This is a genomic window from Sodalis sp. RH15 (assembly GCF_047324255.1).
Lineage (GTDB): Bacteria > Pseudomonadota > Gammaproteobacteria > Enterobacterales > Enterobacteriaceae > Acerihabitans > Acerihabitans ligni.
Genome location: NZ_CP178738.1, coordinates 4,419,218 through 4,444,906 on the forward strand (window position 1 = coordinate 4,419,218; position 25,689 = coordinate 4,444,906).

Sequence of the window (25,689 nt, forward strand, 5' to 3'; positions counted from 1 at the left end):
GCCTAGCGCAGACGTCCGGTAATATACTCTTCGGTTTTACGTTCCGCCGGCGAGGTAAACAAACGATCCGTGGCGCTGAATTCCACCAGGCGGCCCTGGTGGATAAACGCGGTATAATCCGATACCCGCGCCGCCTGCTGCATGTTATGCGTCACCAGCACCAGGGTGAAATGCGCTTTCAGTGAGATCATCAGCTCCTCGATGGTCAGCGTGGTGATGGGATCAAGCGCCGATGTCGGCTCATCCAGCAATAAAATTTCCGGCTCGACGGCAATGGCCCGGGCGATGACCAGCCGCTGCTGCTGGCCGCTGGAGAGGCGGAAGGCGTTTTCCCGCAGACGATCCTTCACTTCATGCCACAGCGCGGCGGCGCGCAGCGCCTGTTCAGCCGCGATATCCAACGCCCTACGATCGCGGATCCCCAGCAGCCGCAGGCCGTAGACCACGTTATCATAGATGGATTTCGGAAAAGGATTGGGGCGCTGGAATACCATGCCCACCCGCCGGCGCAAGGCCACCACGTCCTGCTGCGGATGATAGATATTTTCTCCTCCCAGACGGACCTCTCCCTCTACGCGGCAATCTTCGGTAAGATCGTTCATGCGGTTAAAACAGCGCAGCAACGTCGATTTGCCGCAGCCCGAGGGACCGATAAGCGATGTGATGTGCCGCTTGGGTATGCGCAGGCTGATATCCTCCAGCGCCGGCCGTCCGTTGTAATACACCGCGAGGCTTTTCGCCTCCAGCGCCGTTTGCCCGACATCCAGCAGGCTGATATCCGGCACCGGCGGGAAAATACCCTGCTTTACCAATGACATGGCTTGTTCTCCATTAAAGCGTCAGCGCGCGGTATTTTTCCCGCAGGCGGTGGCGCAGGCCGATGGCCGCCAGGTTCAGTCCGATGACAATAAGTATCAGCAACAGCGCCGTGGCAAACAGCAGCGGACGTGCGGCATCGCTGTCCGGGCTTTGAAACGCCATATCGTAGATCTGAAAGCCAAGATGCATAAATTTCCGTTCTGGATGTAGATAAGGAAAGACGCCGTCGATGGGCAGCATGGGGGCGGATTTTATCACGCCCACCAGCATCAGCGGAGCGGTTTCGCCCGCCGCCCTGGCCACCGCCAGAATCAGGCCGGTTATCATGGCGGGCGCCGCGCCGGGCAGCACCACGCGCCACAGGGTCTCCGCCCGGGTCGCTCCCAGGGCCAGCGATCCGTGGCGCAGCGAAGAGGGGATACGCTCCAGTCCCTCCTCGGTAGCGACGATAACCACCGGCAGCGTCAGCAATGCCAGGGTCAACGACGCCCACAGCAGGCCGGGGGTGCCGAAGGTGGGGTTGGGCAAGGCATCGGCATAAAACAGCTTATCCAGCGTCCCCCCCAGCACATACACAAAAAATCCCAGCCCGAAAACGCCGTATACGATGGACGGCACTCCCGCCAGATTGCCCACCGAGATCCGTATCAGGCGGGTGAGCCAGTTTGAACGCGCATATTCATGCAGATAAATCGCCGCCATCACCCCCAGCGGCATCACCATCACCGACATCAGCATCACCAGCAACAGCGTGCCCACCATGGCCGGGAAAGCGCCGGCGCGGGCGTCGGCGTCTTCTCCCGAGCCACCGACAAACCGGCTCACCTGTCCGCTCCACAGCCGCACTTTTTCCAGGGTCGTCATATGGTTGGGATACCAGGCGCTTTCTATCTCCCGCAGCGGTATCATCCGCACGGCGCCCTCCGCGTCCCGCAGCACCAGCTGATCCCGATCCAGCTCTTTCTCCACCGTCGCCAGTTGCCGGTCCACCTGGTCCATCCGGCGCGCAAGTTCAGCCTGCGCGGCGCCGAAGTCCGCCTGATTGCGGGCCGACCATTGCCCGGCCTTTATCCATTGCCGCCGCTGGCTATCCAGGCGTTCCGCCCGCTGATCCAGTCCTGACCGTTCGACGCCGCGCAGTTCCCGTGCCAGCCGGCGCTGGGTCTCCATCAGCGCCAATCGTTGCCGCAGCGCGCGGGGCATATCGACGGCGGTCAGCGGCTGCCCGTCTTCCAGCATTCCTTGTAAATAACCATATTCCTTACTGTAAAAGCTCCGCTGCACCACCAGTACATCGGCAGGGCGTTGCCGTGCGCTCACCCGGTCAGCCGCCACGGTATAAAAGTCACGATCCGCATCCGTGCCGCCGATACGAATCACATATTTCCTCCCGTCCGCCGTCCGCGCCGCGCCGCTGCCGGCCGAAGCCCCTTGTCCCCTGACGGCGACTATTTCCCCCAGCAATCGGCCCGGTTGCCCGGCCATGGCGCTCAGCTGGAACTGGTAAACCGGCTGAGGCCAGAACAGCCGCATTGCCTGCCAGCTCAACAGCGCAATCAACGACAGCATGGCCAGCAAACTGATACTGACCGAACCGGCGGTAAGCCAAATCCAGGGACGGCCGGAACGAAACCAGGCGTTCATCCGTTCTCTCCGTCCTGTTGCCGATAACGCTCGCGCAAACGCATTCGCAGCGCCTCCGCCAGGGTGTTAATCAGAAAAGTGAATACAAACAGCACCAGCGCGGTAAGCAGCAATATGCGGTAGTGGTCGCCGTTTTGCGCCGCTTCCGGGATTTCAATGGCGATATTGGCCGCCAGCGCCCGCAGTCCTTGAAACAGGCTGCCGTCAACCCGCGGCATATTGCCGCTGGCCATCAGCACAATCATGGTTTCGCCAATGGCGCGGCCCAGCCCCAGGATCAGCGCCGAAAACAGGCCGGCGCCGGCGGTGGGCAGGGTGACGCCCAACAAGGTCTGCCAGGGAGTGGCGCCCAGGGCCAGCGAGCCTTGAACCAGCCTCACCGGAACGTTGAACAAGGCATCCTCCGCCAGCGAGAACATCAACGGGATCAGGGCAAATCCCATGGCAATGCCCACCACCAGCGCATTCATCGGGTTGTAATGCTCACCCAGCCGCTCCGACAGGGGAACGCCGAACAGCACCCGGTCAATCCACGGCGATAGACGGCACATCAGGACGACGGTGAACGCCGCCAGGGGCAGCAATACCAGGCAATCCCAGCCAGGGGCGAACCGGTTGCGCCAACCGGCCGGCAGCCGGCTTACACCCCAGCCGGCGGCCAATATCACCGCCGGCAGCACCGCCGGCAGCAGTAAAACGCCGCTCAGCACCCGGGTAACATGGGGCGCCAGCCATACACCGGCGATCAGCCCGATAATCACGCTGGGCACCGCCCCCATGATTTCCATGGCGGGCTTGACCCAGCGCCTCAATACCGGCGCCATAAACCAGGCGGTATACATCGCCGCGGCCAGAGCCAGCGGGGTGGCGAACAGCATAGCGTAACCGGCGGCCTTCAGGGTGCCGGCCAGCAGCGGCACCAGGCTGAATTTACCGCTGTCACGGCCGTCTGCGGAGGTGGACTGCCAGGTCCAGGCCGGCGCGGGATAATGTCCGTACCAGACCTTTTGCGTCAGCGTGCGCCAGCTGACTTCAGGAGACCCCAGGCTAAGGCGCCAGCTGTGCCATCCGTGACCGTCCACCGCCACGATGCCGGCCTCCCGCGGCGCGAACGCGGCCCGTGCCCCGGCAAGAAGCCTGGCGGACCAGCGCCGGCTGCTTTCACGGGCGCTGAACAGCGAAAAGTCACCGTTGGGGGCCAGTACGCCAAACAGCGGCCGCTGCGGCGAAACCATGATTTGCGCGCCGGGCCGGATCGGGCCGGTAAAGCGCCGGATGGCGGTGAGGTGGTTCCCGCCGGGCGCCGGCACGTCGGACCATAACGTCAATTTCTCCTCACTGTCCCGCACCAGCAGCGAACCGTCCGCGGGCAAGGGCGTTATCTCCACCGGCCCGCCGGCCGCCAGCGCCACCTGCTCCCGCAGACGCGGCGTACCGTCGTCCCCCCATTGATAAAGGCTCAGACGCGTGCCGGACACCACATAGAGCTGGCGTCCGTCGGCGGACAGGGATAATCCATCGACGGCGGCGTTAAGGGGCGGCGGCAGCCGGCGTATCCTATCCCGGGCGCCGATGCGGGCTAAGACAATTTCTCCGGAGGCCGATTGCGCCGCAATGGTCGCCGTATCGTCATCCGTTTGCGCCAGCGTCACATGGCGCAGCGGCAGTCCGTCATCGCTGAGTGCGCGCGGCCCCTCGCCGAAGGGGAAAGTCCATTGCGCCGTTTCGGCCGGATGAGGGCTGAACACCGGCCGCGTTACCCTGATATTGCCGCGGCGGTCGGCCATGATATACAGCGGCTGTCCGCCCGTGGCGGCCGCCAGGGAGGAAAAATCCGCCATCAGGGGCACCGCCGCCGGCGTTTCCCCGTCCCGCAGCCGGATAAACCGCCCCAGGCCGCCTTTATCGATGCCATATCCCCAGGAAAGAGATTCATCGGCGCCCCAGGCCAGCGGCGCCGATGACGCAGGCAACGCGACGCCGGACGCCGGTTCGATGGCCGGGGAGCGGAACAGGGGCAATACCGCATATAACAGATAGAAAAACATCAGCAGCAGCGCCAGCAGCACCAGTAAACCGCCGGCGCTGACAATACAACGGGTCAGACGGTCGTTTATGCGGCGGTGGCGCGCTGTTTGCAGTGTGGAAAGCCGTTTTTCTGTCATATTATCCTGTTATATAGGAACAATCTCACCGATTAGGCGGATGAAGGAAGCCTATGTTGCCTGTAAGATATTATGATGACAATCTCTAGACAATTGTTGTTATGGACTTTACCCCTTAGGAGTCGATAATAATGACAACACAGGACCTTCCTTCCTGAACAAATTAACGGAGCGGCAATGGGTCAGGAAAAGCTATACAGCGAAAAAGAATTGAGTTGGTTATCTTTCAACGAGCGGGTACTGCAAGAAGCCGCAGACAAAACCAATCCCCTTATCGAACGCATGCGTTTTCTGGGCATTTACTCCAATAATCTTGATGAATTCTATAAAGTCCGGTTCGCCGAATTAAAGCGGCGGATTCTGATCAGCGAAGAACAGGGTTCGCAACTGGCGTCCCGCCATCTGCTTAATAAAATTCAGTCTAAAGTGCTCAATACCGAGCAGGAATTTGACAATCTTTATAATGACCTGCTGTTGGAAATGGCCCGCAACCAGATCTTTTTGATTAACGAGCGCCAGCTTTCGCCCAACCAGCAGGAGTGGCTGCGTTCCCATTTCAAGCATCAGCTCCGCCAGCACGTTACGCCCATATTAATCCAGCACGACACCAATCTGGTGGAATTCCTGAAGGATGATTACACCTACCTGGCGGTGGAAATCATCCGCGGACAGAAAACCAGCTATGCGCTGCTGGAAATACCGGCGGACAAGGTGCCCCGCTTTATCAATCTGCCGGCGGAACCGCCGCGCCGTCGCAAGCCGATGATCCTTCTGGACAATATACTTCGCTATTGCCTGGACGATATTTTCACCGGCTTTTTCGATTATGACACCCTCAACGCCTACTCGATGAAAATGACCCGCGACGCCGAGTATGATCTGGTGACGGAAATGGAATCCAGCCTGCTGGAGCTTATGTCCTCCAGTTTGAAACAGCGGCTGACCGCCGAGCCGGTGCGTTTTGTCTATCAGCGGGATATGCCCAACGACATGGTGGAAATGCTGAAAGACAAGCTCGGCATTTCATCCTATGACTCGGTCATCCCCGGCGGACGCTACCATAATTTCAAGGATTTCATTACCTTCCCCAATGTCGGCAAAGCCAACCTGGTGAATAAGCCCCTGCCCCGCCTGCGTCATAACTGGTTCGAGCATTTTCGCAACGGCTTTGACGCCATCCGCGAGCGCGATATCCTGCTGTATTATCCTTACCACACCTTTGAGCACGTGCTGGAATTGCTGCGCCAGTCTTCGTTTGATCCCAGCGTCATCTCCATCAAAATCAACATATACCGCGTCGCCAAGGATTCACGCATTATCGATGCGATGATCCACGCCGCCCACAACGGCAAGAAGGTGACGGTGGTGGTGGAACTGCAGGCGCGCTTCGACGAGGAGGCCAATATCCACTGGGCCAAGCGCCTCACCGAAGCGGGGGTGCACGTTATCTTCTCCGCGCCGGGGCTCAAGATCCATGCCAAGCTGTTTTTAATCAGCCGCCATGAAGGCGACGATATCGTGCGTTATGCCCATATCGGCACCGGCAATTTCAACGAAAAAACCGCCCGGCTGTATACCGATTACTCCTTGATTACCGCCGATCCGCGCATTACCAACGAAGTCCGCCGGGTATTCAACTTTATTGAAAATCCCTATCGCCCGGTGAGCTTCGATTATCTGCTGGTCTCGCCGCAGAATTCGCGGCATATGCTGTACCAGATGGTGGATCAGGAAATCGCCAATGCCCAGGCCGGCATTGCATCAGGCATTACGCTAAAAATCAATAACCTGGTTGATCAGGGACTTATCGACCGCCTCTATGCCGCTTCCGGCGTCGGCGTACCTATCAATATCATGGTGCGCAGCATGTGTTCGTTAATTCCCGATTTACCCGGCATCAGTGAGAATATCCGCGTCATCAGCGTCGTTGACCGGTATCTGGAGCACGATAGGGTTTATGTCTTTGAAAACGGCGGCGATAAAAAGGTTTACCTCTCCTCGGCGGACTGGATGACCCGCAATATCGATTATCGGATTGAGGTGGCGGTGGGTTTGCTGGATCCCAGGCTGAAAAAACAGGTGCTGGATATCCTGGCATTGCTGTTCAGCGACACGGTGAAAGCACGATATATTGATGCCGAACTCAGTAACCGCTATGTCCCCCGCGGTAATCGGCGTAAGGTACGTGCGCAGACTGCCATCTATGATTATATTAAACGATTGGAACAATCCGGAGATCAGGCCTGACGTATGCCACTAAACAACTCAACCTCGTCCAAACCCGAAGAATTCGCGGCCATCGATCTCGGTTCGAACAGTTTCCATATGGTAGTCGCCCGGGTGGTAAACGGGGCGCTGCAGATTCTCAGCCGATTGAAACAGCGCGTGCATCTGGCGGACGGCCTCGATGCCGGCAATCGTCTGAACGAGGAAGCCATCGTTCGCGGTTTGAACTGTCTGGCGCTGTTCGCCGAGCGTTTGCAGGGTTTCCCGCCGCAGCGGGTTACAATGGTCGGCACCCACGCCCTGCGTGAAGCGATTAACGCCGAGGAGTTTCTCAGCCGGGCGGCAAAAGTAATCCCCTACCCCATTGAAATCATTTCCGGCCATGAAGAAGCGCGGCTGATTTTCATGGGCGTGGAACACACCCAATCCGAGAAGGGCCGCAAGCTGGTCATCGACATCGGCGGCGGCTCCACTGAACTGGTGATTGGCGAAAATTTCGAACCGATACTGGTGGAAAGCCGCCGTATGGGCTGCGTCAGCTTCGGCAACCAGTTTTTTCCCGGCGGCGTCATCAGTCCGGTGCATTTCCGCCGCGCCCGGCTGGCGGCGGCGCAAAAACTGGAAACCCTGGCCTGGCAATACCGTCTGTTGGGGTGGCAGGTCGCCCTGGGCGCCTCGGGGACCATCAAGGCCGCCTGCGAGGTTTTGGCCGAGCTGGGGGAGAAGGACGGCGGCATCACCCCGGAACGCCTGCAGCTACTTTATGACAAAGTGATGAAATTCAAAAGTTTTAGCGCGCTTAATCTCCCCGGTCTGTCCGAAGAACGTAAAAGCGTTTTCGTGCCGGGGCTGGCTATCCTGTGCGGCGTGGTGGATACGCTGGCCATCAGCGAATTGCAGTTCTCCGATTGCGCCTTGCGCGAAGGCGTCCTGTATGAAATGGAAGGCAGGTTCCATCACCAGGATATCCGCAGCCGTACCGCGCGCAGCCTGGCTGAACATTATAATATCGACAGCGAACAGGCCAAACGGGTCAGCGATACCACCGATGAGCTGTATCAGCAGTGGTACAACCAAAACGAAGATTTGCGCAACGAACAATTGGAAGCCCTGCTGAAATGGGCGGCCCTGCTGCATGAAGTGGGTTTGGGCATAAACCACAGCGGGATGCAGCGTCATTCCGCGTATATCCTGCAGCAAACCAATATGCCGGGATTCAATCAGGAGCAGCAGCTATTGCTGGCCACCCTGGTGCGTTTTCACCGCAAGGCCATTAAGCTTGAGGAAATGCCCCGCCTGAATCTTTTCCGGAAAAAACATTTTTTGCCCTGTCTGCAGTTGCTCCGGCTGGCGGTTTTGCTCAATAATCAACGTCAGGCCACCACGCCCATGCAATTGAGGCTTACCACCGACCAGAATCATTGGACCTTGACGTTCCCGGCCGGATTTTTTGCCCAGAACAACCTGGTGCAGCTGGATTTGGAACGTGAGCAGAGCTACTGGTCGGACGTTCCCGGCTGGCAACTGGACATTACAGAGGACACAGCACCCTGAGAGACAAAGACGGATTAATGAAACTGGCTTATCCGCGTAAACGGCGACGAACCTCGGTTCGGATGACCCGTTGGATTTTGCTTATCAGTTTTATTATATTATTCGGTCGCTTAATCTATGCCACCATCGGCGCTTGGCAGCATCAGCAGGATGGGACCGCGGAGCCGACGGAGCAAGTCGTTAACGACGATTCCCGGCCGGATGACTAAGCCCTGGCATGAAATTTAACGTATGCCAGGGTTGTTGCGGCGAAAACTTCGTGTTTTGCCACGCCCCTCCCCAACGTTTAAAGCGCCTTAAAATCACTTAATTATATCTTATCCGCTTGCTTTGGTCCGTTGTAGACAGGATTCTATCATTCTCTATATGAAGTGGCTGGGCGTTCAGCCTGTCTTCAATTCTGCTCCGGTTAGAGCCCTCCATTGTTTTAACAAGCGAATCATTTCCTCAATAGAGTATTTTATAGCAGTATCAAACATAGTGCCTTCCGGGTTGGGATTATCGAATCCTTTGTTAGCATCAACCAGTCCGCGCTCTAAAAAAATGCTCGATATCTCAGTGCCTTGTCAACCCTGTAACATAAGGAATGTTGCCGTTATGCCCGTGGTGAAACATAATGCCTCGCAACCGGCGAAAGCAAGACATCAGGTCTTCTCGCTATTACTGGACAACCGCCCCCTGGTGGACAGCATCCTGGGCCGGCCCGGCCGCAAATCCACCGTTTCGCCGGAGAGACTCCTGGATCAAACCGCCCGACTTGCCGATATACAACGACAACTGCGCGCGGCGGATGCGGCGGATATATTGGAAAGCCTGCCGCTGGACAAACGGTTGGCGTTCTGGCGTCTGATTGATAATGACAAACGCGGTAAAATCCTGGTGGAAATCTCGCCGGTCATCCGCCACCGCCTGATAGCCGACATGAACCCCGGCGATATTCTGAAAGCCGTCAGGCCGCTGGAGGTGGATGAGCAGGCCTGTCTAGCGCATTATTTGCCGCGGGACATCGTCAGCCGGATGCTCACCGCCCTGGAGCCCCGGCAACGGGCACAGGCGCGGGCGATGATGAATGCCGAGCGGGACAGCGTCGGCCGGTATATGGATGTCGAGCTGGCGACGGTTCGCCCCGATGTGACGCTGGCCGTGGTGCAACGCTATTTGCGCCGGTGCCGAACGCTGCCAAAGAACAGCGATAAACTGTTTGTGGTGGATCGGAAAAACCAGTTGGTGGGAGAACTGGCATTGACCGCGATTTTACTTAACCCGCCGGGCAAACAGGTAGCCGAGGTCATGGAGGCCAACCCCGCCGCCTTCCTGCCGGATGATGCGGCCAGGGACGCGGCCGGCGCCTTCGAACGCTACGATCTCGTCACCGCCCCGGTTGTGGATATCAAGGGCAAGCTGGTAGGCCGGCTGGGTATCGAACACATGGTTGATGTGATTATTGCCGAAAACGACGAGACCCAGCGCCGTCTTGGCGGTATCGGCCCGGCGGCGGACATCTACGCCCCGATACGCAACACGCTGCGCGCCCGCTGGGGCTGGCTGGCGATAAATCTCGCCGCCGCGTTTATCACATCCCGCGTCATCGACCTGTTTGAAGGCACGCTATCGGTCTTGGTGTCATTGGCCGCCCTGATGCCCATTGTGGCCGGTATCGGCGGCGCGGGGGGCAACCAGGCCATGACCATGATTGTGCGGGGACTGGCGCTCCGTCAATTGGCAAAGGGCAGCGCCGTTTTTCTGCTATTGCGCGAACTGGGCGCAGCCGTCATCAACGGCTTGTTATGGGGCGGCATCATGGGGTTGGCCACTTGGTTTTTATACCGTAATGCGGGGCTGGGAGGGGTAATAATGCTGGCTATGCTGTTTAATTTTATCCTGGCGGCGTTGATGGGGGTAATGATTCCCCTCGCCATGGCACGGCTGGGGCGCAATCCGGCGGCACGCTCCAGCGTCATGATCGCTGCAATAACCGATACCGGCGGTTATTTTATTTTTTTGGGACTGGCGACCGTTTTTTTAGCGCACCAAGCATAAGAGATAATCATCCTTTTCAGTAGTGAACTGCTATTCTAAATATAAGAATCCTCAGGATATAATTATGGGCGCCAGCAATAAGCTCTCCATTAACCATAATAATTATTGGCCCATCATTACGGCAATCGCCCTGCTTGTTTTCATAATAACCCTGTGGTGTTTGTCCATGGGCAGCACGGACCTTTCCGTTTCGCCATTGTGGTTTACCACGGCGATCCTGCTGGCGGCGCTATTCTCGCTGCCGTTGCGGCGCTGGGCAGCGCTGATACTCGCCAGCGCCCTGGCCCTGACGGCCGCAAATCTCCTGGCCGGCGCCGGCCCGGCCAGCGGCCTGCCGTTAACGGCGGCCACCCTGCTGGAAGCGGTATTCGGCGCCTGGCTGTTGAAATACGCACTGGATCCGCTGGACCCTTTAAACGGCATCGTCTCCTGGCTGAAGTTTTTCTTCATCGCCGTGGTATTGGTTCCCGCCATCGCCGCCGCAACCGCCGCGCTTTTTTTTCACGTTCCCCCGGCGCGCCTGGCGCCGTTTATTATACATTGGCTTACCGCGGAAGGGGTGGGTATTCTCGCCCTGACTCCAGTGGGAATATTGTGCCGGCGGCCGGCCTTAATCCAGATGCTCAAGCAGAAAACCTGGATTGAAATGTTCATAACGGCGTTATTTACCCTTGCCGTGAGTTATCTGGCGATAAAATTACTGCCCTTCCCGTTTACCTTCGCGGCCTTGCCGCTGTTCTTCGGCGCCATACGGTTGCCGCGTTTTGAAGCCTTCTGCCTGTTTCTTATCGTCACCGTGACGCTGTTTTTCGCCCTGATAACGGGTTTCCTCCATCTCAATATTCCACAAATTATCAATCCGGGATTATTACCGCAAATGCCCTTGTTGATAATATTGATTCCCGCCCACGCCATGGCCATGGTCATGTATGCCTTTCGGGTTGAACGCAGCAATATTTTGCAAAGCGAAACCCGCTTTCGCTATGCCATGGAATATTCCGCCATCGGCATGGCATTGGTATCCCTGGAGGGAACCTGGTTACAGGTAAATAAAGCCCTGTGCCGCTTTTTAAAATACAGTCCCCGGCAGTTGGAACAGCTCAGTTTTCAGGAGATTACCCACCCGGACGATTTGACCACCGATCTCGAACAGCTCAATGACTTGATTAACGGGGTCATTGAGAGCTATACGCTGGAAAAACGCTATATCCGCAGCGACGGTGAAATTGTCTGGGCACTGCTGGCGGTTTCACTGGTGCGCGATCAGCATGAAGTACCGCTCTATTTTATCTCCCAGATTGAAGATATTACCGAAGTTAAACACAGCGAGATTGTCAACCGCCGCTTAATGGAGCGGATTACGCTGGCGAACGAGGCCGGCGGCGTGGGCATATGGGAATGGAATATTGTTTCCGATGATATGAACTGGGATAAGCGCATGGAGGAGATCTATTCCTTGCCGCCGGGCCAGAAAGCCACCTATGACTATTGGTTGGCCTGTATCATTGACGAAGACCGGGATATGGCGCTGCAGGTTTTCTATAAAGCCATGGACGAACGCAAACCCTTCTCCTTTGAATTTCGTATCCGCGGGCCCGATCAAGAATTGCGCCATATTCGCCTGTACGCCAATGTCCTGGCGGATGAAAACGATCGGGCCGTGCGTATGCTGGGCATCAGCCTTGATTTTACCAGTGAGGCCAGGCTCACCGACGCGCTGCATGAAGAAAAGGAACGGCTGCACATTACCTTGGACTCCATCGGCGACGCGGTCATTTCGATGGATAAACAGATGTGCATCAATTTCATGAATCCGGTGGCGGAAAAAATGACCGGCTGGCTGCAAAGGGAAGCCCACGGCAAACATATCGACAGTATCATACGGCTTACCCTGGGCCATGACGGACCGGCGCTGCCGACCTTATTGCAATCACAGATCGCGTCCAGGCAAAAGGGATCTTCCCTGCAACACTCCCTGGTGCTGCACAGCCGCGGCGGGCAGTTTTTCGATATCCAGCACAACTGCACGCCGCTGAAAAATATCAGCGGTTCCCTATTGGGGGCGGTGCTGGTCATTAAGGATGTCAGCGAGTCCCGTCATTTGATGCAGCAACTGAGCTACAACGCGCTGCATGATGATTTAACCGGGCTGCCTAACCGCGCCAATTTCGCACAGCATCTGGACCAGGCGCTGCATACCGCCATTGCCCAAAAAAGGCGTCATGCGCTGGTATTCATTGATTTGGATCGTTTCAAGGAAATCAACGACCGGGCCGGACATGCGGCGGGGGATGCATTGCTACTGGAGCTGGGCCTGCTGATGCAGAAAAATATCCGGCAGTACGACTGCCTGGCCAGGCTCGGCGGGGACGAATTCGGCTTGATTCTGCCCGACTGTACCCAGGCGGATGCCAAAAAACAGGTCCAGCGCATCATCGATGCCATCAACAGCTATTCATTCCATTGGGAAGATAAATTATATTCTATCGGCGGCAGCGCGGGCATCACCGTGATAACGGAAGAGAATTTCCATACCAAGGAAGTGATGACCCAGGCCGATATCGCCTGTTATACCGCTAAACACAGCGGGCGCGGACAGGTCATCCTGTTCGAGCCGGAGCTCAAGCATCCCGGACTGGTCATGCAGACGCCGGCCATCAGCCGCGACCGGGTTGTGGCGATGATGAAAAACGGCGAGCTGGAAATTATGGCCGGTCCGGTGGCGCCGCCGGCGACGCCGCTCGCCGTCGGTTTTTACCAGCTCTCCGTCGCGGTGGGGCCGCAGGAGCATCGTTCACTGGCCCAGGATGTATTTTATCAGTCGGCGCAGCAGCAGGATTTGCCGCTGCTGCTGGATCATTGGCTGGTGGATCAAATTATGGAGGTTTACGGCGCCGCCATCGCGCATAAAGGCATGACCCTGGTCATTCCCCTCTCCCTGGCGGGTCTGAAGGACCAAGCGCTGTTGGACAAACTGCTGTCCCGGTCGGGTTCAGGCACCAGCCCGGGGGCCAATCCCTTAATCATCAGCGTCAGCGGCGCGGCCTTCATGGAAAACTATCCGGCCATTCAAGCGCCATTGCAACGGCTGCGCCGGCAGGGTAATCAGCTTATGCTTGATCAATTCGGCGATAATTTCAGCGCCTTTAACAAATTACCCACCGGCACCATTGATTACATTAAACTGCCGAACCGGTTTGTCCACTCCCTGCACAATAGCCAAATGGACGAGATGATGGTGACCATCATCAATGGGCATATTCATCGCCTCAACGCCCGCTCCATTGCCGGGCCGGCCCATTTGCCGGCGGTACTGGAGAAGCTGTGCCTGCTGGGTATCGATATGGCGGAGGGGGACAGCATAAGCCGCGCCATACCCTTGACCGCCGTGCTCGATAGCGGCTATGCCGCCATAGGCTGATCCCGCGCTCAAGTCGTTGCCATAATGTGCCGGGAACGCTCCCCCTGATAACATTGTTCACTTTCCACCCAGCAGAATTTACCGCCCGAGGCCGTTATCCATTGCCTGCTTTGCTACATTATTGTAAAGTTTGCCGCCTCATTGGCATGGGGAGATGATAATGTTTATCGGATTCGATTACGGTACCGCCAATTGCTCAGTGGCGGTGATGGAGGGCACCCAGCCGCGCTTGCTGCGGCTGGAAGACACCTCGCCCTATATGGCGTCTATGTTATGCTCGCCGACGAGGGATGCGGTGAGTGAATACCTGTATCGCTTCTGGCAGGTGCCCGCCGGCAGCGACGAGAACCAGCAGCTGTTGCGCCGCGCCATCAACGCCAATCGCGAGGACGATATCATCCTCACGGATCAAAGCCTGCAATTCGGCCAGCGCGCCCTGGCCAACTATATCGCCGACCCGGAAGACGTCTACTTTGTGAAATCCCCGAAGTCTTTCCTGGGCGCCAACGGTCTCAAGCCGCAGCAAATCGCCCTGTTCGAGGATTTGGTCTGCGCCATGATGTGCCATATCAAAAGGCAGGCGGAAACGGCTTTATCGGCTCCTATTACCCAGGCCATGATCGGCCGGCCGGTGAACTTCCAGGGCACCGGCGGGGAAGAGTCCAACCGGCAGGCGCAGAATATTTTGCAACGCGCCGCCACGCGCGCCGGCTTTTCAGACGTCGCTTTCCAGTTTGAACCGGTGGCGGCGGGTCTTGACTTCGAAGCCACCCTGCGGGAGGAAAAAATCGTCCTGGTGGTGGATATCGGCGGGGGCACCACCGACTGCTCCTTGCTACTGATGGGACCGGAGTGGCTCAAACAGCGTGATCGCCGGGCGAGCCTGCTGGGGCACAGCGGCTGCCGGGTCGGCGGTAACGATCTGGATATCATGCTGGCGTTTAAACAGCTGACGCCGAGCATCGGTATGGGAGGCATGACCAACAAGGGACTGGCGCTGCCGGCGCTGCCCTTTTGGCAAGCGGTGGCGATAAATGATATCCCGGCGCAAAGCGAGTTTTACAGTACCGCCAACGGACGCTTTTTGCGTGAGCTGATGCTGGGGGCCGCCGACCCCGATCGCTTGAGCGGACTGCTGCAGGTTTATCGGCAGCGATTGAGCTACCGGTTGGTGCGCAGCGCCGAACAGAGCAAAATCGCCCTCTCCTCCGAATCGCGCACGGTCGCCCCGCTGGATTTTATCCGCAGCGGCATAGAGGTGCCCATCAGCCAGGCGGAACTGGAGGACGCCATCCGCCAGCCCATGAACCGGATTCAGCAGCAGGTGGACGAGGTCCTGGCGCAAAGCGGCGCCCCGCGCCCGGATGTGGTCTATCTCACGGGCGGCAGCGCGCGCTCCCCTTTGCTGCGAGCGGCGGTGGAACGCAGCCTGCCGGGCATTCCCCTCACCGGCGGCGATGATTTCGGTTCGGTCACCGCCGGTTTGGCGCGCTGGGCGCAGCGGCAGTTCGCCGAATAACTCCGTACCGCATGGGCTTATAGCGAGGGGCTGTGGGCGAGCATTCCCTGTTTGAGGATAAAGGCTATCAGCGTTTCCAGCCCCTCGCCGGTTTTCAGGTTGGTAAAAGCCCAGGGCCGCTGCGGCCGCATCCGGTCGGTATCTGATTTCATTACCTCCAGGGAGGCGCCCACGTAAGGGGCCAAATCGATTTTATTTATCACCAGGAAATCCGATTTGGTAATGCCCGGACCGCCTTTGCGGGGGATTTTTTCCCCTTCGGCGACATCAATAACGTATACCGTCAGGTCCGCCAGCTCAGGGCTGAAGGTGGCGCTGAGGTTATCGCCGCCGCTTTCCACAAAAATGATGTCCAGATTGCCGAATTTCCTCGCCAGATCGTCCACCGCCGCCAGATTCATCGATGCATCTTCACGGATGGCGGTATGAGGACAGCCGCCGGTTTCCACGCCGACGATACGCTCAGCCTCCAGGGCGCCGGCTTCGGTAAGAATGCGCTGGTCTTCCTTGGTATAGATATCATTGGTGACCACCGCCAGCTGATAGCGATGGCGCAGGGATTTGCACAACGCCTCCAGCAGCGCGGTTTTACCGGATCCCACCGGACCGCCCACACCTACACGTAACGGTTGTTTGTACTGTTGCATCATCTTTTCCTAAACGTTATTCGAACAATCAGCGGTCTTGCTCCTTCAGGAACGGAACAAGCGGGAATACTGGGTTTCATGGCAGGAGGATGCAATAGCCTGCAGCGGAAAGCTGCCGCCCAATTCATCGTCCTCAAGGGTCATGGCCTTGGCAAACACCTCGGGCAGGGTGGCCGAAAGAACGCGCAGCAGGCTTTGGGCTTTCTGCTGGCCGAACGGCACCAGCTTGAGTCCCGCCATCACGCTGCTTTCCAGCCAGCTGTAGCCATAACCCAGCGCCAACGCCCGTAGCGGAACGCCCCATTGCCATCCGAGCCAGGCGAACCCCGCCAACTGGCATTGGCGTACCGCCGGTTGCCACGGCGGGGTGAAAGGCAGGTCCGGCCATTCGGCGATTAACCGTGCCAAGGCCTGGCCCCGCTGCTTCTCTTCGTTGCGCAGCTCGCCGGTTTCCCGGTTCGCCAGCAAAAAATCGCTCCAGCAGGCAAACCCATGGCTATCGTCTTTTTCGCAGGCGCGATATAACCGCACCAGAACCGGCCAGTCTACGCCGCCGAGAGTATCCTCGATAATCCGCTGCTGCCAGCGGACAAAATCCGTATCCGAGGCGACCCAGCCCGCCTCCACCGCGTATTCAAGCCCCTGGGAGTAGGAAAATCCCCCCACCGGCAGGCTGGGACTGATTAACTGCAGCAGGCGCAGCAGCGCCAGATCAGGCATGTCAGTGATGATGATGGCCGTGCGGCGCGCTTTGGTACGCGCCGGCCTCCGGTTCAAAGGGCGCCTGTTCAGTGCCGACCTTCGCCCCCAATCCCCGCGCCATGTCATCCAGCACGTGATCGTGCTGATATCGTACCCAGCCCTGCTCGATTTGCAGCGGCACATGGCGGTTGCCCAGGTGATAACACAGGCGCGCCAGCAGCAGCGGATTCGCGGCGTAGGCGGTGGAGACGGTTTCCACCGCGGCGATAATGCGCACCACCTCGGCGCCGTCCTCGGTGGACAGCAGCTCGCCGCCGCGCAGGATCTGCCCCCGCGGCAGCATCAAACCGGCCTCGCGGCCGTCATCGAGCATAACCTGCGCCCGGCTTTTCAACCGGGTATCCAAATCGATGGTCAGGGTAGCGGTGGTGTCATGGGCATGATCGAGACGTTTTGTTAACACTATCATCCGGGTTCTCTGGCTCTGTTAAAAGTCGGGTATAAAAAGATCGAATCAACACGGTTTGCACAGGCAATCGCCGCACTCGAAAAAACGCATCAGAACAAAAAGTACCGTTGCGCCATGGGCAAAACGCTCGCCGGCTCACACACCAGCAGCTGTCCGTCGGCGCGCACCTGATAGGTTTGCGCATCCACATCGATGGTCGGCTGCCAATGATTATGGATCATATCGGCTTTCCTGACTTGCCGGCATGCCCGCACTTCCCCTATCAGGCTGGCCAGCCCCAGGCGACCGGCCAGTCCGTTGCCGCAGGCCGCCTGGGATAAAAAGGTCATGCGGGTGGCGTGGCGGGCATTGCCCAGCGTGCCGAACATCGGCCGGTAATGCACCGGTTGCGGCGTGGGGATGGAGGCGTTGGCATCCCCCATCGGCGCCATGGCAATCATGCCGCCTTTGATGATCAAAGCGGGCTTAACGCCGAAAAACGCCGGCGACCACAGCACCAGATCCGCCAGTTTCCCCGGTTCGATTGACCCCACCTCATGGGAGATGCCATGGGTAATGGCCGGGTTGATGGTGTACTTGGCGATATAGCGTTTCACCCGGAAATTGTCGTTACGCTCGGTATCCGGCGCCAGCGGGCCGCGCTGCACCTTCATCTTGTGTGCCGCCTGCCAGGTGCGCAGGATAACCTCCCCTACCCGGCCCATGGCCTGGGAATCAGACGACAGCATGGAAAAGGCGCCCAGGTCGTGCAGGATATCTTCCGCGGCAATGGTTTCCCGGCGGATGCGCGATTCGGCAAAGGCCACGTCTTCAGCGATGCCGGCGTCCAGATGATGGCAGACCATCAGCATATCCAGATGCTCGTCGATGGTATTGACGGTATAGGGCATGGTGGGGTTGGTGGAGGACGGCAGGATATTGCCGTAGCCGCACACCCGGATGATGTCGGGCGCATGTCCGCCCCCCGCCCCTTCGGTATGGTAGGTATGAATGGTGCGATCGCCGATGGCCGCCAGGGTATCTTCCACAAACCCCGCTTCATTCAGGGTATCGGTATGGATAGCCACCTGGACGTCGTATTCATCCGCTACCCCGAGGCAGCAGTTGATGGCCGCCGGCGTTGATCCCCAGTCCTCATGCAGCTTCAGGCCGATGGCGCCGGCTTCCACCTGCTCCGCCAGGGCTTCCGGCCGGGAAGCGTTGCCCTTGCCGGTAAACCCGATGTTCACCGGCAAAGCGTCCGCCGCCTGCAGCATACGCGCCAGATACCATGGCCCCGGCGTACAGGTGGTGGCATTGGTGCCGGCCGCCGGCCCGGTGCCGCCGCCGATCATGGTGGTCACGCCGGAGCAAATGGCTTCTTCCACCTGCTGCGGACAAATAAAATGTATATGGCTGTCGATGCCGCCGGCGGTGACGATTTTGCCTTCCGCCGCCACCACTTCGGTACCCGGACCGATGGCAATGGTCACTCCCGGCTGTATATCGGGATTGCCGGCTTTGCCGATAGCCATAATACGGCCGTCTTTAACGCCGATATCCGCCTTGACGATGCCCCAGTGATCGATGATAAGCGCGTTGGTCAGCACCAGATCGGCGCAAAACGCCGAGGTCATCTGGCCTTGTCCCATGCCGTCGCGAATCACCTTGCCGCCGCCGAACTTCACCTCTTCGCCGTAAACGGTGAAATCTTTTTCCACTTCAATCCACAGTTCGGTATCCGCCAGCCGCACCCTGTCGCCCTGGGTCGGACCGAACATTTCGGCATAAGCGCGCCGTGAGATTTTGCTCATGAGGATGGCTCCAGCTTGCCCATTATCTCGCCGCGAAAACCGTATACTTCGCGCCGGCCGTCATAGGCCACCAGTTCAACGTCCCGGGACTGGCCCGGTTCGAAGCGCACCGCGGTACCGGCGGCGATGTCCAGCCGGAAACCCCGAGTCGGCCCGCGATGGAAATGCAGCGCCGGATTGACTTCAAAAAAATGGTAATGGGAACCCACCTGCACCGGCCGATCGCCGTGATTGGCCACCGTTACCGAGATTCGCGGCCGGCCGGCATTCAGGTCGATGTCACCGGAGGCGATACGCATTTCACCTGGAATCATGATAAATATCCTGTCAGATAATGGGGTCGTGAACGGTCACCAGTTTGGTTCCGTCCGGAAAGGTGGCCTCAACCTGCACATCGGGGATCATTTCCGGCACCCCTTCCATCACATCGTCACGGGTCAAGACTTCACGGCCGGCGCTCATCAGCTCGGCCACCGTCAAACCATCGCGGGCCCCTTCCAGGATAGCCGCGCTTATAAGGGCCACCGCTTCCGGATAGTTGAGTTTCAAGCCGCGGGCGCGGCGGCGCTCCGCCAGCAGCGCCGCGGTAAACAGCAGCAATTTATCTTTCTCTCTCGGGGACAGCTCCATATCTTGCTCCTAAAGTCGCCCAATTGTTTTTTATGAGAAAAAACCTGTCGCACCAGAACCCTGGCCAAAACCATAGCATTGCAAATATCACGCCAGCGATAACGGGCGGTTATCATCCCGCCAGGCACGGTTCCAGGTCAGCCGCCGCACCATGGCGGCGCAGCGGCGACGATTTGCACCATCCGGGGGCATGTCACGCATTCAGGTGGACCAGATGCGCGGCGGCACCGCCTGCCGGTCCAGCATTAGCGGCCTTAGCAGGGCCCATATTCCGTGCAGAATCTCCTGCAAGCGCTGATTGTCATTATCCAGCAGCCGCACCATCAACAGCTGGTCCACCAGCGTGGCGCCCGCTGCCGGCAGCGCTGAGCGGGATAATAAAACGCGGACGTTATCCAGCATCTCACCGCTGGCGGGCGCGGCGAAAAAGGTGCCGATCAGGGGATAACCGGCCAATTTATCCAGTTTGCCCCCCTCGATGCCCAGCCGTTCATAAAGCCCCGCCGACCCGGGGAGGCGGATACGCAGCACGCTGTGGCATCGGCCGCGATGAAAACTTTCCCCCATCACCGGGCGCCCCAGGCAAAAGGTCTCGAATCCCAGCAGACGCGCGCCGGCTTGCAGGGTAAATTCACTGTTTATCGCAACATTGGCGGCAGGAAATAGAATATTCCCCTGCGGCAGCCATTCCAGCACGCTGTCCTCTTCAAGGGAGAATTTTTGCGTCAGCCGTGCCTCGGCTCCGGCGCTGCGGTAAAATTTGGTCGACCCCGGCATGGTCATCACGGCATGGCTGCGTTGTTCCAGACGCACCGACAGCTCAAGCCGGTCGCCCCCCACCACTCCGCCCGGCGGATGCAGGAGATAGACATGGGGATGGTCCTCTTCCGGGTAAAACGCGCGCTGTACGGTGAAGGGGCCGCTATGGGCGCACCGGATCATCGCCGTACGCCGGCCGCGGCGAGCAAAGGTCAGATCCAACCGGCCAAGCCAGCCGGCCGCCTCGTCATCAGCTGTCCGATTCACCGGCATTTCATCATTTGCTGCGCCAGGGTGCATTTTGTCCTTAAGTCTCGCCTCGACTCTCGCCTCAACTCTTGTCTCAAAGAAAAGGTCTCAAAGAAGTCATCGCAAAAAGAGGGTTAATCATGTCCCCGGCAAACGGTCGGGGCTCGAGATACCGTACTCACTGGGAAAGGGATTACCGCCAGGCGCTGGCCTGCTCCAGTAACGCATAGTCATCGTCACGCAGGGTCAGGGTCAAGGCATTCGCCACTTCCTCCAGCTGTTCGAGGGAGGTGGCGCTGACAATGGGCGCGGTGATGCCGGGCCGCTGTATCTGCCAGGCCAGTGCCACCTGGGTAGGCGTGGCCCGGTAGCGCTCGCTCACCGCATCCAGGGCATGCAGGATACGCAGGCCGCGGGTATTGAGATAGGTGCTGATGACCTTCTCGCCCCGTTTGCTTTTCGCGGCGTCCTCTTTGGCGCGGTATTTGCCGGACAGAAAGCCGCTGGCCAGGGCGTAGTAGTTAATGACGCCGACGCCGTGGGCGGTGACAACGGGCTCCAGATCCTGCTCATACTCCTGCCGATCGTAGAGGTTATATTGCGGTTGCAGGGTTTCGTAGCGTGCCAGCCCGTTCTGTTCGCTGATGCGCAGCGCCTGCGCCAGCCGGGGGCCGGAATAATTGGATGCCCCGATGGCCCGCACCTTGCCCTCTTTGATTAACGCGTCGAACGCGCCCAGGGTTTCTTCCAACGGCACGGATTCGTCATCGGAATGGGACTGGTACAAATCGATATAGTCGGTTTGCAGCCGGTGCAGAGAAGCCTCCACCGCCTGCTTGATATAGGCGGCCGACAGTCCTTCTTTACCCGCGCCCATCGGCTTGCCCACTTTGGTGGCGAGGATAATCCCGTCGCGCTTGCCGGTTTTCTTCAGCCAATTGCCGATGATAGTCTCCGACTCGCCGCCCTGGTTGCCGTCAACCCAGGCGGAATACACATCCGCGGTGTCGATGAAATTAAGTTCTCTTTCCGCCAAGGCATCGAGGATGCGAAAGGAGGCGGCCTGATCGATGGTCCAGCCGAAGACGTTGCCGCCGAAACAGAGTTTGGGAACGGCAATGCCTGAACGGCCCAGCGTTCTGGTTTTCATACTCTCTCCTTGATCTGTCATGTTGATATGGGAAGTGTAAAACGTTATTGCGCCCGCGGGTATTAATCTGTTTTACCAAGTATTACCGGCTATGGAAACGAGATTCTCGTCGTCCGGCATAATGTCCCGCTGGCGCTGCCGGCTGTGCCGCGCTTCCTGCTGCAGCCACTCCGTCAGCAGCCGCAACGCCGGCGATAGCGCGGATTGTTCGGGAAAGACCAGATAATAGGCCGCGCCGCTTCGCAGGCAGTGGGAAAACGGCGTGATTAAACGGCCGGCCTGCAGCTCATACTCAATCAGGCACAGATCGCCTATGGCGATGCCATAGCCTTGTATGGCCGCGGTCATGGCCAAATCAAGGGTATCGAAATGCTGCGCCTTGGCCGCCGGCAGGCCGTCCCGGCCGGCGGCCTTCAGCCACGCCAGCCAGTCGCGTCCGTCGCGGGTGGGATGCAGCAGGGTTTTATCCGCCAGTCCGTCCGCGATGGCGGCGTTTTCCCGCCAGAGTTCCGGCACGCACACCGGCGTCAGCACCTCGTCGAACAAATGGATGGCGCACAGCTGTTTATCCGCCGGCCGGCCATAGAGCACCGCCGCATCAAAATGCTCATGGCGAAAATCCACGCCGTGGGTGATGGAGGTGGTCAGCGCGATGTCGATTTCCGGATGCCCGGCCTGCAGTTGGATTACCCTTGGCAGCAGCCAGCGCATGACGCAGGTGGGACATTTAACCCGCAGCGTATCCGGCTTGGCGTTGAACCCGTCCAGGGCGGTATCGATTTGTGCCATAGCCTGCTGCAGCGGGGCCAATAATGCGGCGCCTCGCGCAGTTAACACCAGCCCGCGGGCCCGCCGGATAAACAGCGCGGCCCCCAGATGCCGCTCCAGGCCGGCAATCTGCCGGCTGACCGCCCCCTGGGTAATATGCAGCCGCTGCGCCGCATGGGTGAAGTTCAGCTGTTCCGCCACAATCACAAAGGTTTTCAATACATCCAGTGAAGGAAGTGCGCCCATGACCCTACCCGCTATAATTTTTCCATGACAATAAAGATCACCCCGGTCCAAGGCCATACTGCCATTGGAGCCATGATCCCGCAACATGGCAACCATGATGAATTATCCATTGTCCGCCGGTGGGATCTGTTGCTTAATCGTTGAACATTGTCCATTACACAACCTTACCCCCGGTATTTTGCCCCCGGCCGGTATCCATAGAGGGACCATTCCATGCAGAGCGTTATTCCCGCCCGCTCTAAGCTGCCTGACGTCGGCACCACCATATTTACCACCATCGGCCAGTTGAGCGCCGAACATAATGCCGTTAATCTCGCCGCGGGCTCGCCGAGTTTCGATTGCGATCCCCAACTGGTGGACTACACCGCCGAAGCCATGCGCGCCGGACATAATCAGTATTCGGCGATGACCGGCCTGCCGGCGCTGCGCGAAGCCTTGGCGGAAAAGGTGGCGAGACTGTACGGCGGTCATTACGACCCCGCACGGGAGGTCACCATTATCGCCAGCGCCAGCCAGGGGCTATACAGCGCCATAAGCGCCCTGGTCCATCCGGGGGATGAAGTCATCTATTTCGAGCCGGCCTTCGACAGCTACGCGCCCATCACCCGCCTGCAGGGGGCGGTGCCGGTGCCGGTGAAAATCTCCCTTGACGACCTGCGTATCGATTGGGACGCGGTGTCCGCGGCCGTTACGTCCCGCACCCGGATGATCATTGTCAACAGTCCCCACAATCCCACCGGCATGGCTTTTAGCGAAGAGGATATCCGTCGGCTCACCGCCTTGACCGAGAATACGGATATCCTGATTCTCTCCGATGAAGTGTACGAGCATATGGTATTCGACGGCCAGCCCCACCGGAGCATGGCCGCCTACCCGGCTCTCGCCGCGCGCAGCGTGGTGGTGTCGTCCTTCGGCAAAACCTACGGCGTCACCGGCTGGCGGGTGGGTTACTGTCTGGCGCCGGCGGAGCTCATGTGGGAGATCCGCAAAGTGCATCAGTTCATGGTATTCGCCGCCGACACGCCGATGCAATACGCCTTCGCCACGGCGCTGGAAAACCCCGACAGCTATTTGCGCCTGCCGGCATTTTACCAGCACAAACGCGACCTGCTGACGCAGGCGCTGGCGTCCTCGCCTTTCCATGTGATGCCAAGCGCAGGGAGTTTTTTCCTATTGGCGCGCTTTCGCCATTTTTCCTCTATGAGTGATAATGACATGGCCGTGGGATTGATACGGGACGCGAAAGTCTCTTCCATACCCTTGTCGGCGTTTTACAGTGACGGCACCGAGACCGGCATGATAAGGCTCAGCTTTGCCAAGGACGACGAGACATTGCTCGAAGGCGCGCGCCGGCTGTGCGCCTGGGGCACCGTCTGAGGAATCGCGATCTTTATCCAGAAGCATCGTATTTACCTTTGACCATTGACCTTTAACAGGACTTAAAATGAATAAATTTTCCGCCTTAGTGCTCATTACCTGTGGATTGGCCGTTTTGCCGGCGCTGGCCGCCGAAGGAACGATCCGTTTTGGCCTCGAAGCGCTTTATCCCCCCTTTGAATCGAAATCCCCCACCGGCGAACTGCAAGGTTTCGATATCGATTTAGGCAATGCCGTCTGCCAGGCCGCCAAAGCAAAGTGCCAATGGCTGGATACCTCATTTGACGGCCTGATCCCGGCGCTGCAGGGCCGCAAATTCGATGCCATCAATTCGGCGATGAACGTCACGGAGAAACGCAGGCAGGCCATCGATTTCACCGATGTGATATATCGCGTGCCGACAAAGCTCATTGCCCGCGCCGACAGCGGATTAACCGCCACCCCCGAGGCGCTGAAAGGCAAAAACGTCGGCGTCCTGCAGGGCTCCATTCAGGAATCCTATGCCAATGCCCATTGGGCAAGCCAGGGCGTCCATGTGGTGTCCTACCAGGATCAAAACCAGGTCTATATGGATCTGGCTTCCGGCCGCCTGGATAGCACGCTGGTACTGGCGCCGGCCGGCCAGTCCGGTTTCCTGGCCCAGCCGCAGGGCAAAGGTTTCGCTTTTGTCGGCGATGCGGTGAGCGACGATAGCATTCTTGGCAGCGGTATCGCTTTTGGTGTCCGTAAAGGCGATGATGCCTTGAAACGGCAGTTGAACGCGGCTATCGCCAAGGTAAAAGCACAGGGTACGATTAAAATCCTGGCGCATAAATATTTCGGCGATATCGACGTTTCGGCGCCGCAATAATATTCCATCACTATCGCTTGGTCCCCATTGCCAACCCTTGCCAGAGGAATGGGGACGCTACCGCCATGGAAATCGAATTGACTGAAAATAAATAAATTTTAAAGAGACACACTAATATTATTCATTTTCCAAGAAAATCGACCTTCATTTGAAAACCGTTAATCCCATACCCTGCGAAATAGCCCGCCGTCAATGAAGCGCGGCAGGCCAACCGGTTTTCCGGGCCCTTATCGCAATATTTCAGCAATCGATTCTATTTGTATAACCAGTTGGTAAAAAAATGCTGTTACTCCTACATTGGTCCCAGAGCGAGAGGGAATACACCGTCAATCCTGCCTTATAGGAAAAGGCGTTTCAGGATGGGTGAATGTGGTTCGGCAGTTAACCGTAAATGGTCAATGTTGGCATATATAATCGAGTTCATTTATAACTAACTGAACATTCTGACAAATATTAATAAGGACTGGTATATGTATACATTCTCTCGTTATCAGGCAAAAGAGCTGGCTTTAGCCTATATGAGCAGTAAACAGCATGTTCTGTCCCCAACTGAATTTTTACAGCAAATGAAAAAAATCGAGAGATTATTTGATGATTTACTCAAACAAAAGAGTGAAAGCATCAGCGCATAGCCACGGGCGACGGCAATGTCATTATACTG

At 58.1% G+C, this 25,689-nt stretch carries 22 protein-coding genes; 9 read left to right on the forward strand and 13 right to left on the reverse strand.

The genetic code is table 11. The features are described 5' to 3' along the window. Positions 1–2: 2 nt before the first annotated feature. Genes pstB through ACL2XO_RS20100 form a run of 3 tightly spaced genes read right to left on the reverse strand, consistent with a single transcriptional unit; the run spans position 3 to position 4,628 of the window. The gene (gene pstB, locus ACL2XO_RS20090) at positions 3–818 is read right to left on the reverse strand and encodes a phosphate ABC transporter ATP-binding protein PstB (RefSeq protein ID WP_132926963.1); all 816 of its coding nucleotides are present in this window, start codon (positions 816–818) and stop codon (positions 3–5) included. 13 nt (positions 819–831) lie between these two features. Beyond that, on the reverse strand, positions 832–2,463 hold the full coding sequence (gene pstA / locus ACL2XO_RS20095; protein ID WP_413741358.1) for a phosphate ABC transporter permease PstA: 1,632 nt from the start codon (positions 2,461–2,463) through the stop codon (positions 832–834). Next, entirely contained in the window at positions 2,460–4,628 is a 2,169-nt protein-coding gene (locus tag ACL2XO_RS20100; protein ID WP_413741359.1) for a phosphate ABC transporter permease, read from the reverse strand. Before ACL2XO_RS20100 ends, pstA begins: the two co-directional genes overlap by 4 nt. A 177-nt stretch (positions 4,629–4,805) precedes the next feature. Here ACL2XO_RS20100 and ppk1 point away from each other — a divergent pair, with 177 nt between their 5' ends. Genes ppk1 through ACL2XO_RS20115 form a run of 3 tightly spaced genes read left to right on the forward strand, consistent with a single transcriptional unit; the run spans position 4,806 to position 8,617 of the window. Continuing rightward, a complete protein-coding gene (gene ppk1 / locus ACL2XO_RS20105) occupies positions 4,806–6,875 on the forward strand; it encodes a polyphosphate kinase 1 (protein ID WP_413725194.1) in 2,070 nt (689 codons plus the stop codon). A 3-nt stretch (positions 6,876–6,878) separates the two neighbouring features. After that, positions 6,879–8,408 (forward strand): exopolyphosphatase, encoded by a 1,530-nt coding sequence (gene ppx, locus ACL2XO_RS20110; protein ID WP_413725195.1) that lies wholly within the window; start codon positions 6,879–6,881, stop codon positions 8,406–8,408. A 17-nt stretch (positions 8,409–8,425) separates the two neighbouring features. After that, entirely contained in the window at positions 8,426–8,617 is a 192-nt protein-coding gene (locus ACL2XO_RS20115) for a YfgG family protein (protein ID WP_132926953.1), read from the forward strand. Between the two features lie 174 nt (positions 8,618–8,791). On the opposite strand, the gene ACL2XO_RS20120 is transcribed toward ACL2XO_RS20115, so the two are convergent. Further along, positions 8,792–8,962 carry a T3SS effector OspC family protein gene (locus tag ACL2XO_RS20120; protein ID WP_413726986.1) on the reverse strand — a complete coding sequence of 57 codons (171 nt, stop codon included), beginning with the start codon at positions 8,960–8,962 and terminating at the stop codon, positions 8,792–8,794. Between ACL2XO_RS20120 and ACL2XO_RS20125 the strand changes: the two genes are divergently transcribed. The 3 genes from ACL2XO_RS20125 (at position 8,961) to yegD (ending at position 15,388) form a co-directional block, all read left to right on the forward strand. Further along, positions 8,961–10,448 carry a magnesium transporter gene (locus ACL2XO_RS20125; RefSeq protein ID WP_413743094.1) on the forward strand — a complete coding sequence of 496 codons (1,488 nt, stop codon included), beginning with the start codon at positions 8,961–8,963 and terminating at the stop codon, positions 10,446–10,448. The genes ACL2XO_RS20120 and ACL2XO_RS20125 overlap by 2 nt on opposite strands. Positions 10,449–10,512: 64 nt before the next feature. Then, positions 10,513–13,869: a diguanylate cyclase gene (locus ACL2XO_RS20130; RefSeq protein WP_413741360.1), complete on the forward strand. Its 3,357-nt coding sequence runs from the start codon at positions 10,513–10,515 to the stop codon at positions 13,867–13,869. A 160-nt stretch (positions 13,870–14,029) separates the two neighbouring features. Further along, positions 14,030–15,388, forward strand: a complete 1,359-nt coding sequence (yegD, locus tag ACL2XO_RS20135) for a molecular chaperone (RefSeq protein WP_413741361.1) — start codon at positions 14,030–14,032, stop codon at positions 15,386–15,388. 17 nt (positions 15,389–15,405) lie between these two features. Here the strand turns inward: yegD and ureG are convergent, their stop codons facing one another. From ureG to ACL2XO_RS20180, 9 genes are all read right to left on the reverse strand, one after another. Further along, on the reverse strand, positions 15,406–16,035 hold the full coding sequence (gene ureG / locus ACL2XO_RS20140) for an urease accessory protein UreG (protein ID WP_132926945.1): 630 nt from the start codon (positions 16,033–16,035) through the stop codon (positions 15,406–15,408). 45 nt (positions 16,036–16,080) lie between these two features. Next, the gene (locus tag ACL2XO_RS20145) at positions 16,081–16,755 is read right to left on the reverse strand and encodes an urease accessory protein UreF (RefSeq protein WP_413743095.1); all 675 of its coding nucleotides are present in this window, start codon (positions 16,753–16,755) and stop codon (positions 16,081–16,083) included. Between the two features lies 1 nt (position 16,756). Then, positions 16,757–17,206 (reverse strand): urease accessory protein UreE, encoded by a 450-nt coding sequence (gene ureE / locus ACL2XO_RS20150; RefSeq protein ID WP_413725197.1) that lies wholly within the window; start codon positions 17,204–17,206, stop codon positions 16,757–16,759. Positions 17,207–17,295: 89 nt separating this feature from the next. Beyond that, entirely contained in the window at positions 17,296–18,999 is a 1,704-nt protein-coding gene (ureC, locus tag ACL2XO_RS20155) for an urease subunit alpha (protein WP_132926941.1), read from the reverse strand. Continuing rightward, the gene (locus ACL2XO_RS20160; RefSeq protein WP_132926940.1) at positions 18,996–19,313 is read right to left on the reverse strand and encodes an urease subunit beta; all 318 of its coding nucleotides are present in this window, start codon (positions 19,311–19,313) and stop codon (positions 18,996–18,998) included. The genes ureC and ACL2XO_RS20160 overlap by 4 nt, the downstream gene beginning before the upstream one ends. A gap of 13 nt (positions 19,314–19,326) precedes the next feature. Beyond that, positions 19,327–19,629: an urease subunit gamma gene (locus ACL2XO_RS20165; protein WP_132926938.1), complete on the reverse strand. Its 303-nt coding sequence runs from the start codon at positions 19,627–19,629 to the stop codon at positions 19,327–19,329. Positions 19,630–19,830: 201 nt separating this feature from the next. After that, positions 19,831–20,655: an urease accessory protein UreD gene (locus ACL2XO_RS20170; protein ID WP_413741362.1), complete on the reverse strand. Its 825-nt coding sequence runs from the start codon at positions 20,653–20,655 to the stop codon at positions 19,831–19,833. Positions 20,656–20,830: 175 nt separating this feature from the next. Beyond that, positions 20,831–21,787, reverse strand: coding sequence for an aldo/keto reductase (locus ACL2XO_RS20175; protein WP_413725200.1), 957 nt, complete (start codon positions 21,785–21,787; stop codon positions 20,831–20,833). Positions 21,788–21,859: 72 nt separating this feature from the next. Further along, on the reverse strand, positions 21,860–22,801 hold the full coding sequence (locus ACL2XO_RS20180) for a LysR substrate-binding domain-containing protein (RefSeq protein ID WP_413741363.1): 942 nt from the start codon (positions 22,799–22,801) through the stop codon (positions 21,860–21,862). A gap of 213 nt (positions 22,802–23,014) precedes the next feature. Between ACL2XO_RS20180 and ACL2XO_RS20185 the strand changes: the two genes are divergently transcribed. From ACL2XO_RS20185 to ACL2XO_RS20195, 3 genes are all read left to right on the forward strand, one after another. Then, positions 23,015–24,178 (forward strand): methionine aminotransferase, encoded by a 1,164-nt coding sequence (locus tag ACL2XO_RS20185; RefSeq protein WP_413725202.1) that lies wholly within the window; start codon positions 23,015–23,017, stop codon positions 24,176–24,178. Positions 24,179–24,245: 67 nt separating this feature from the next. Next, entirely contained in the window at positions 24,246–25,028 is a 783-nt protein-coding gene (locus tag ACL2XO_RS20190) for an ABC transporter substrate-binding protein (RefSeq protein WP_413741364.1), read from the forward strand. 470 nt (positions 25,029–25,498) lie between these two features. Next, the gene (locus ACL2XO_RS20195) at positions 25,499–25,660 is read left to right on the forward strand and encodes a hypothetical protein (RefSeq protein ID WP_165934259.1); all 162 of its coding nucleotides are present in this window, start codon (positions 25,499–25,501) and stop codon (positions 25,658–25,660) included. Positions 25,661–25,689: the final 29 nt, after the last annotated feature.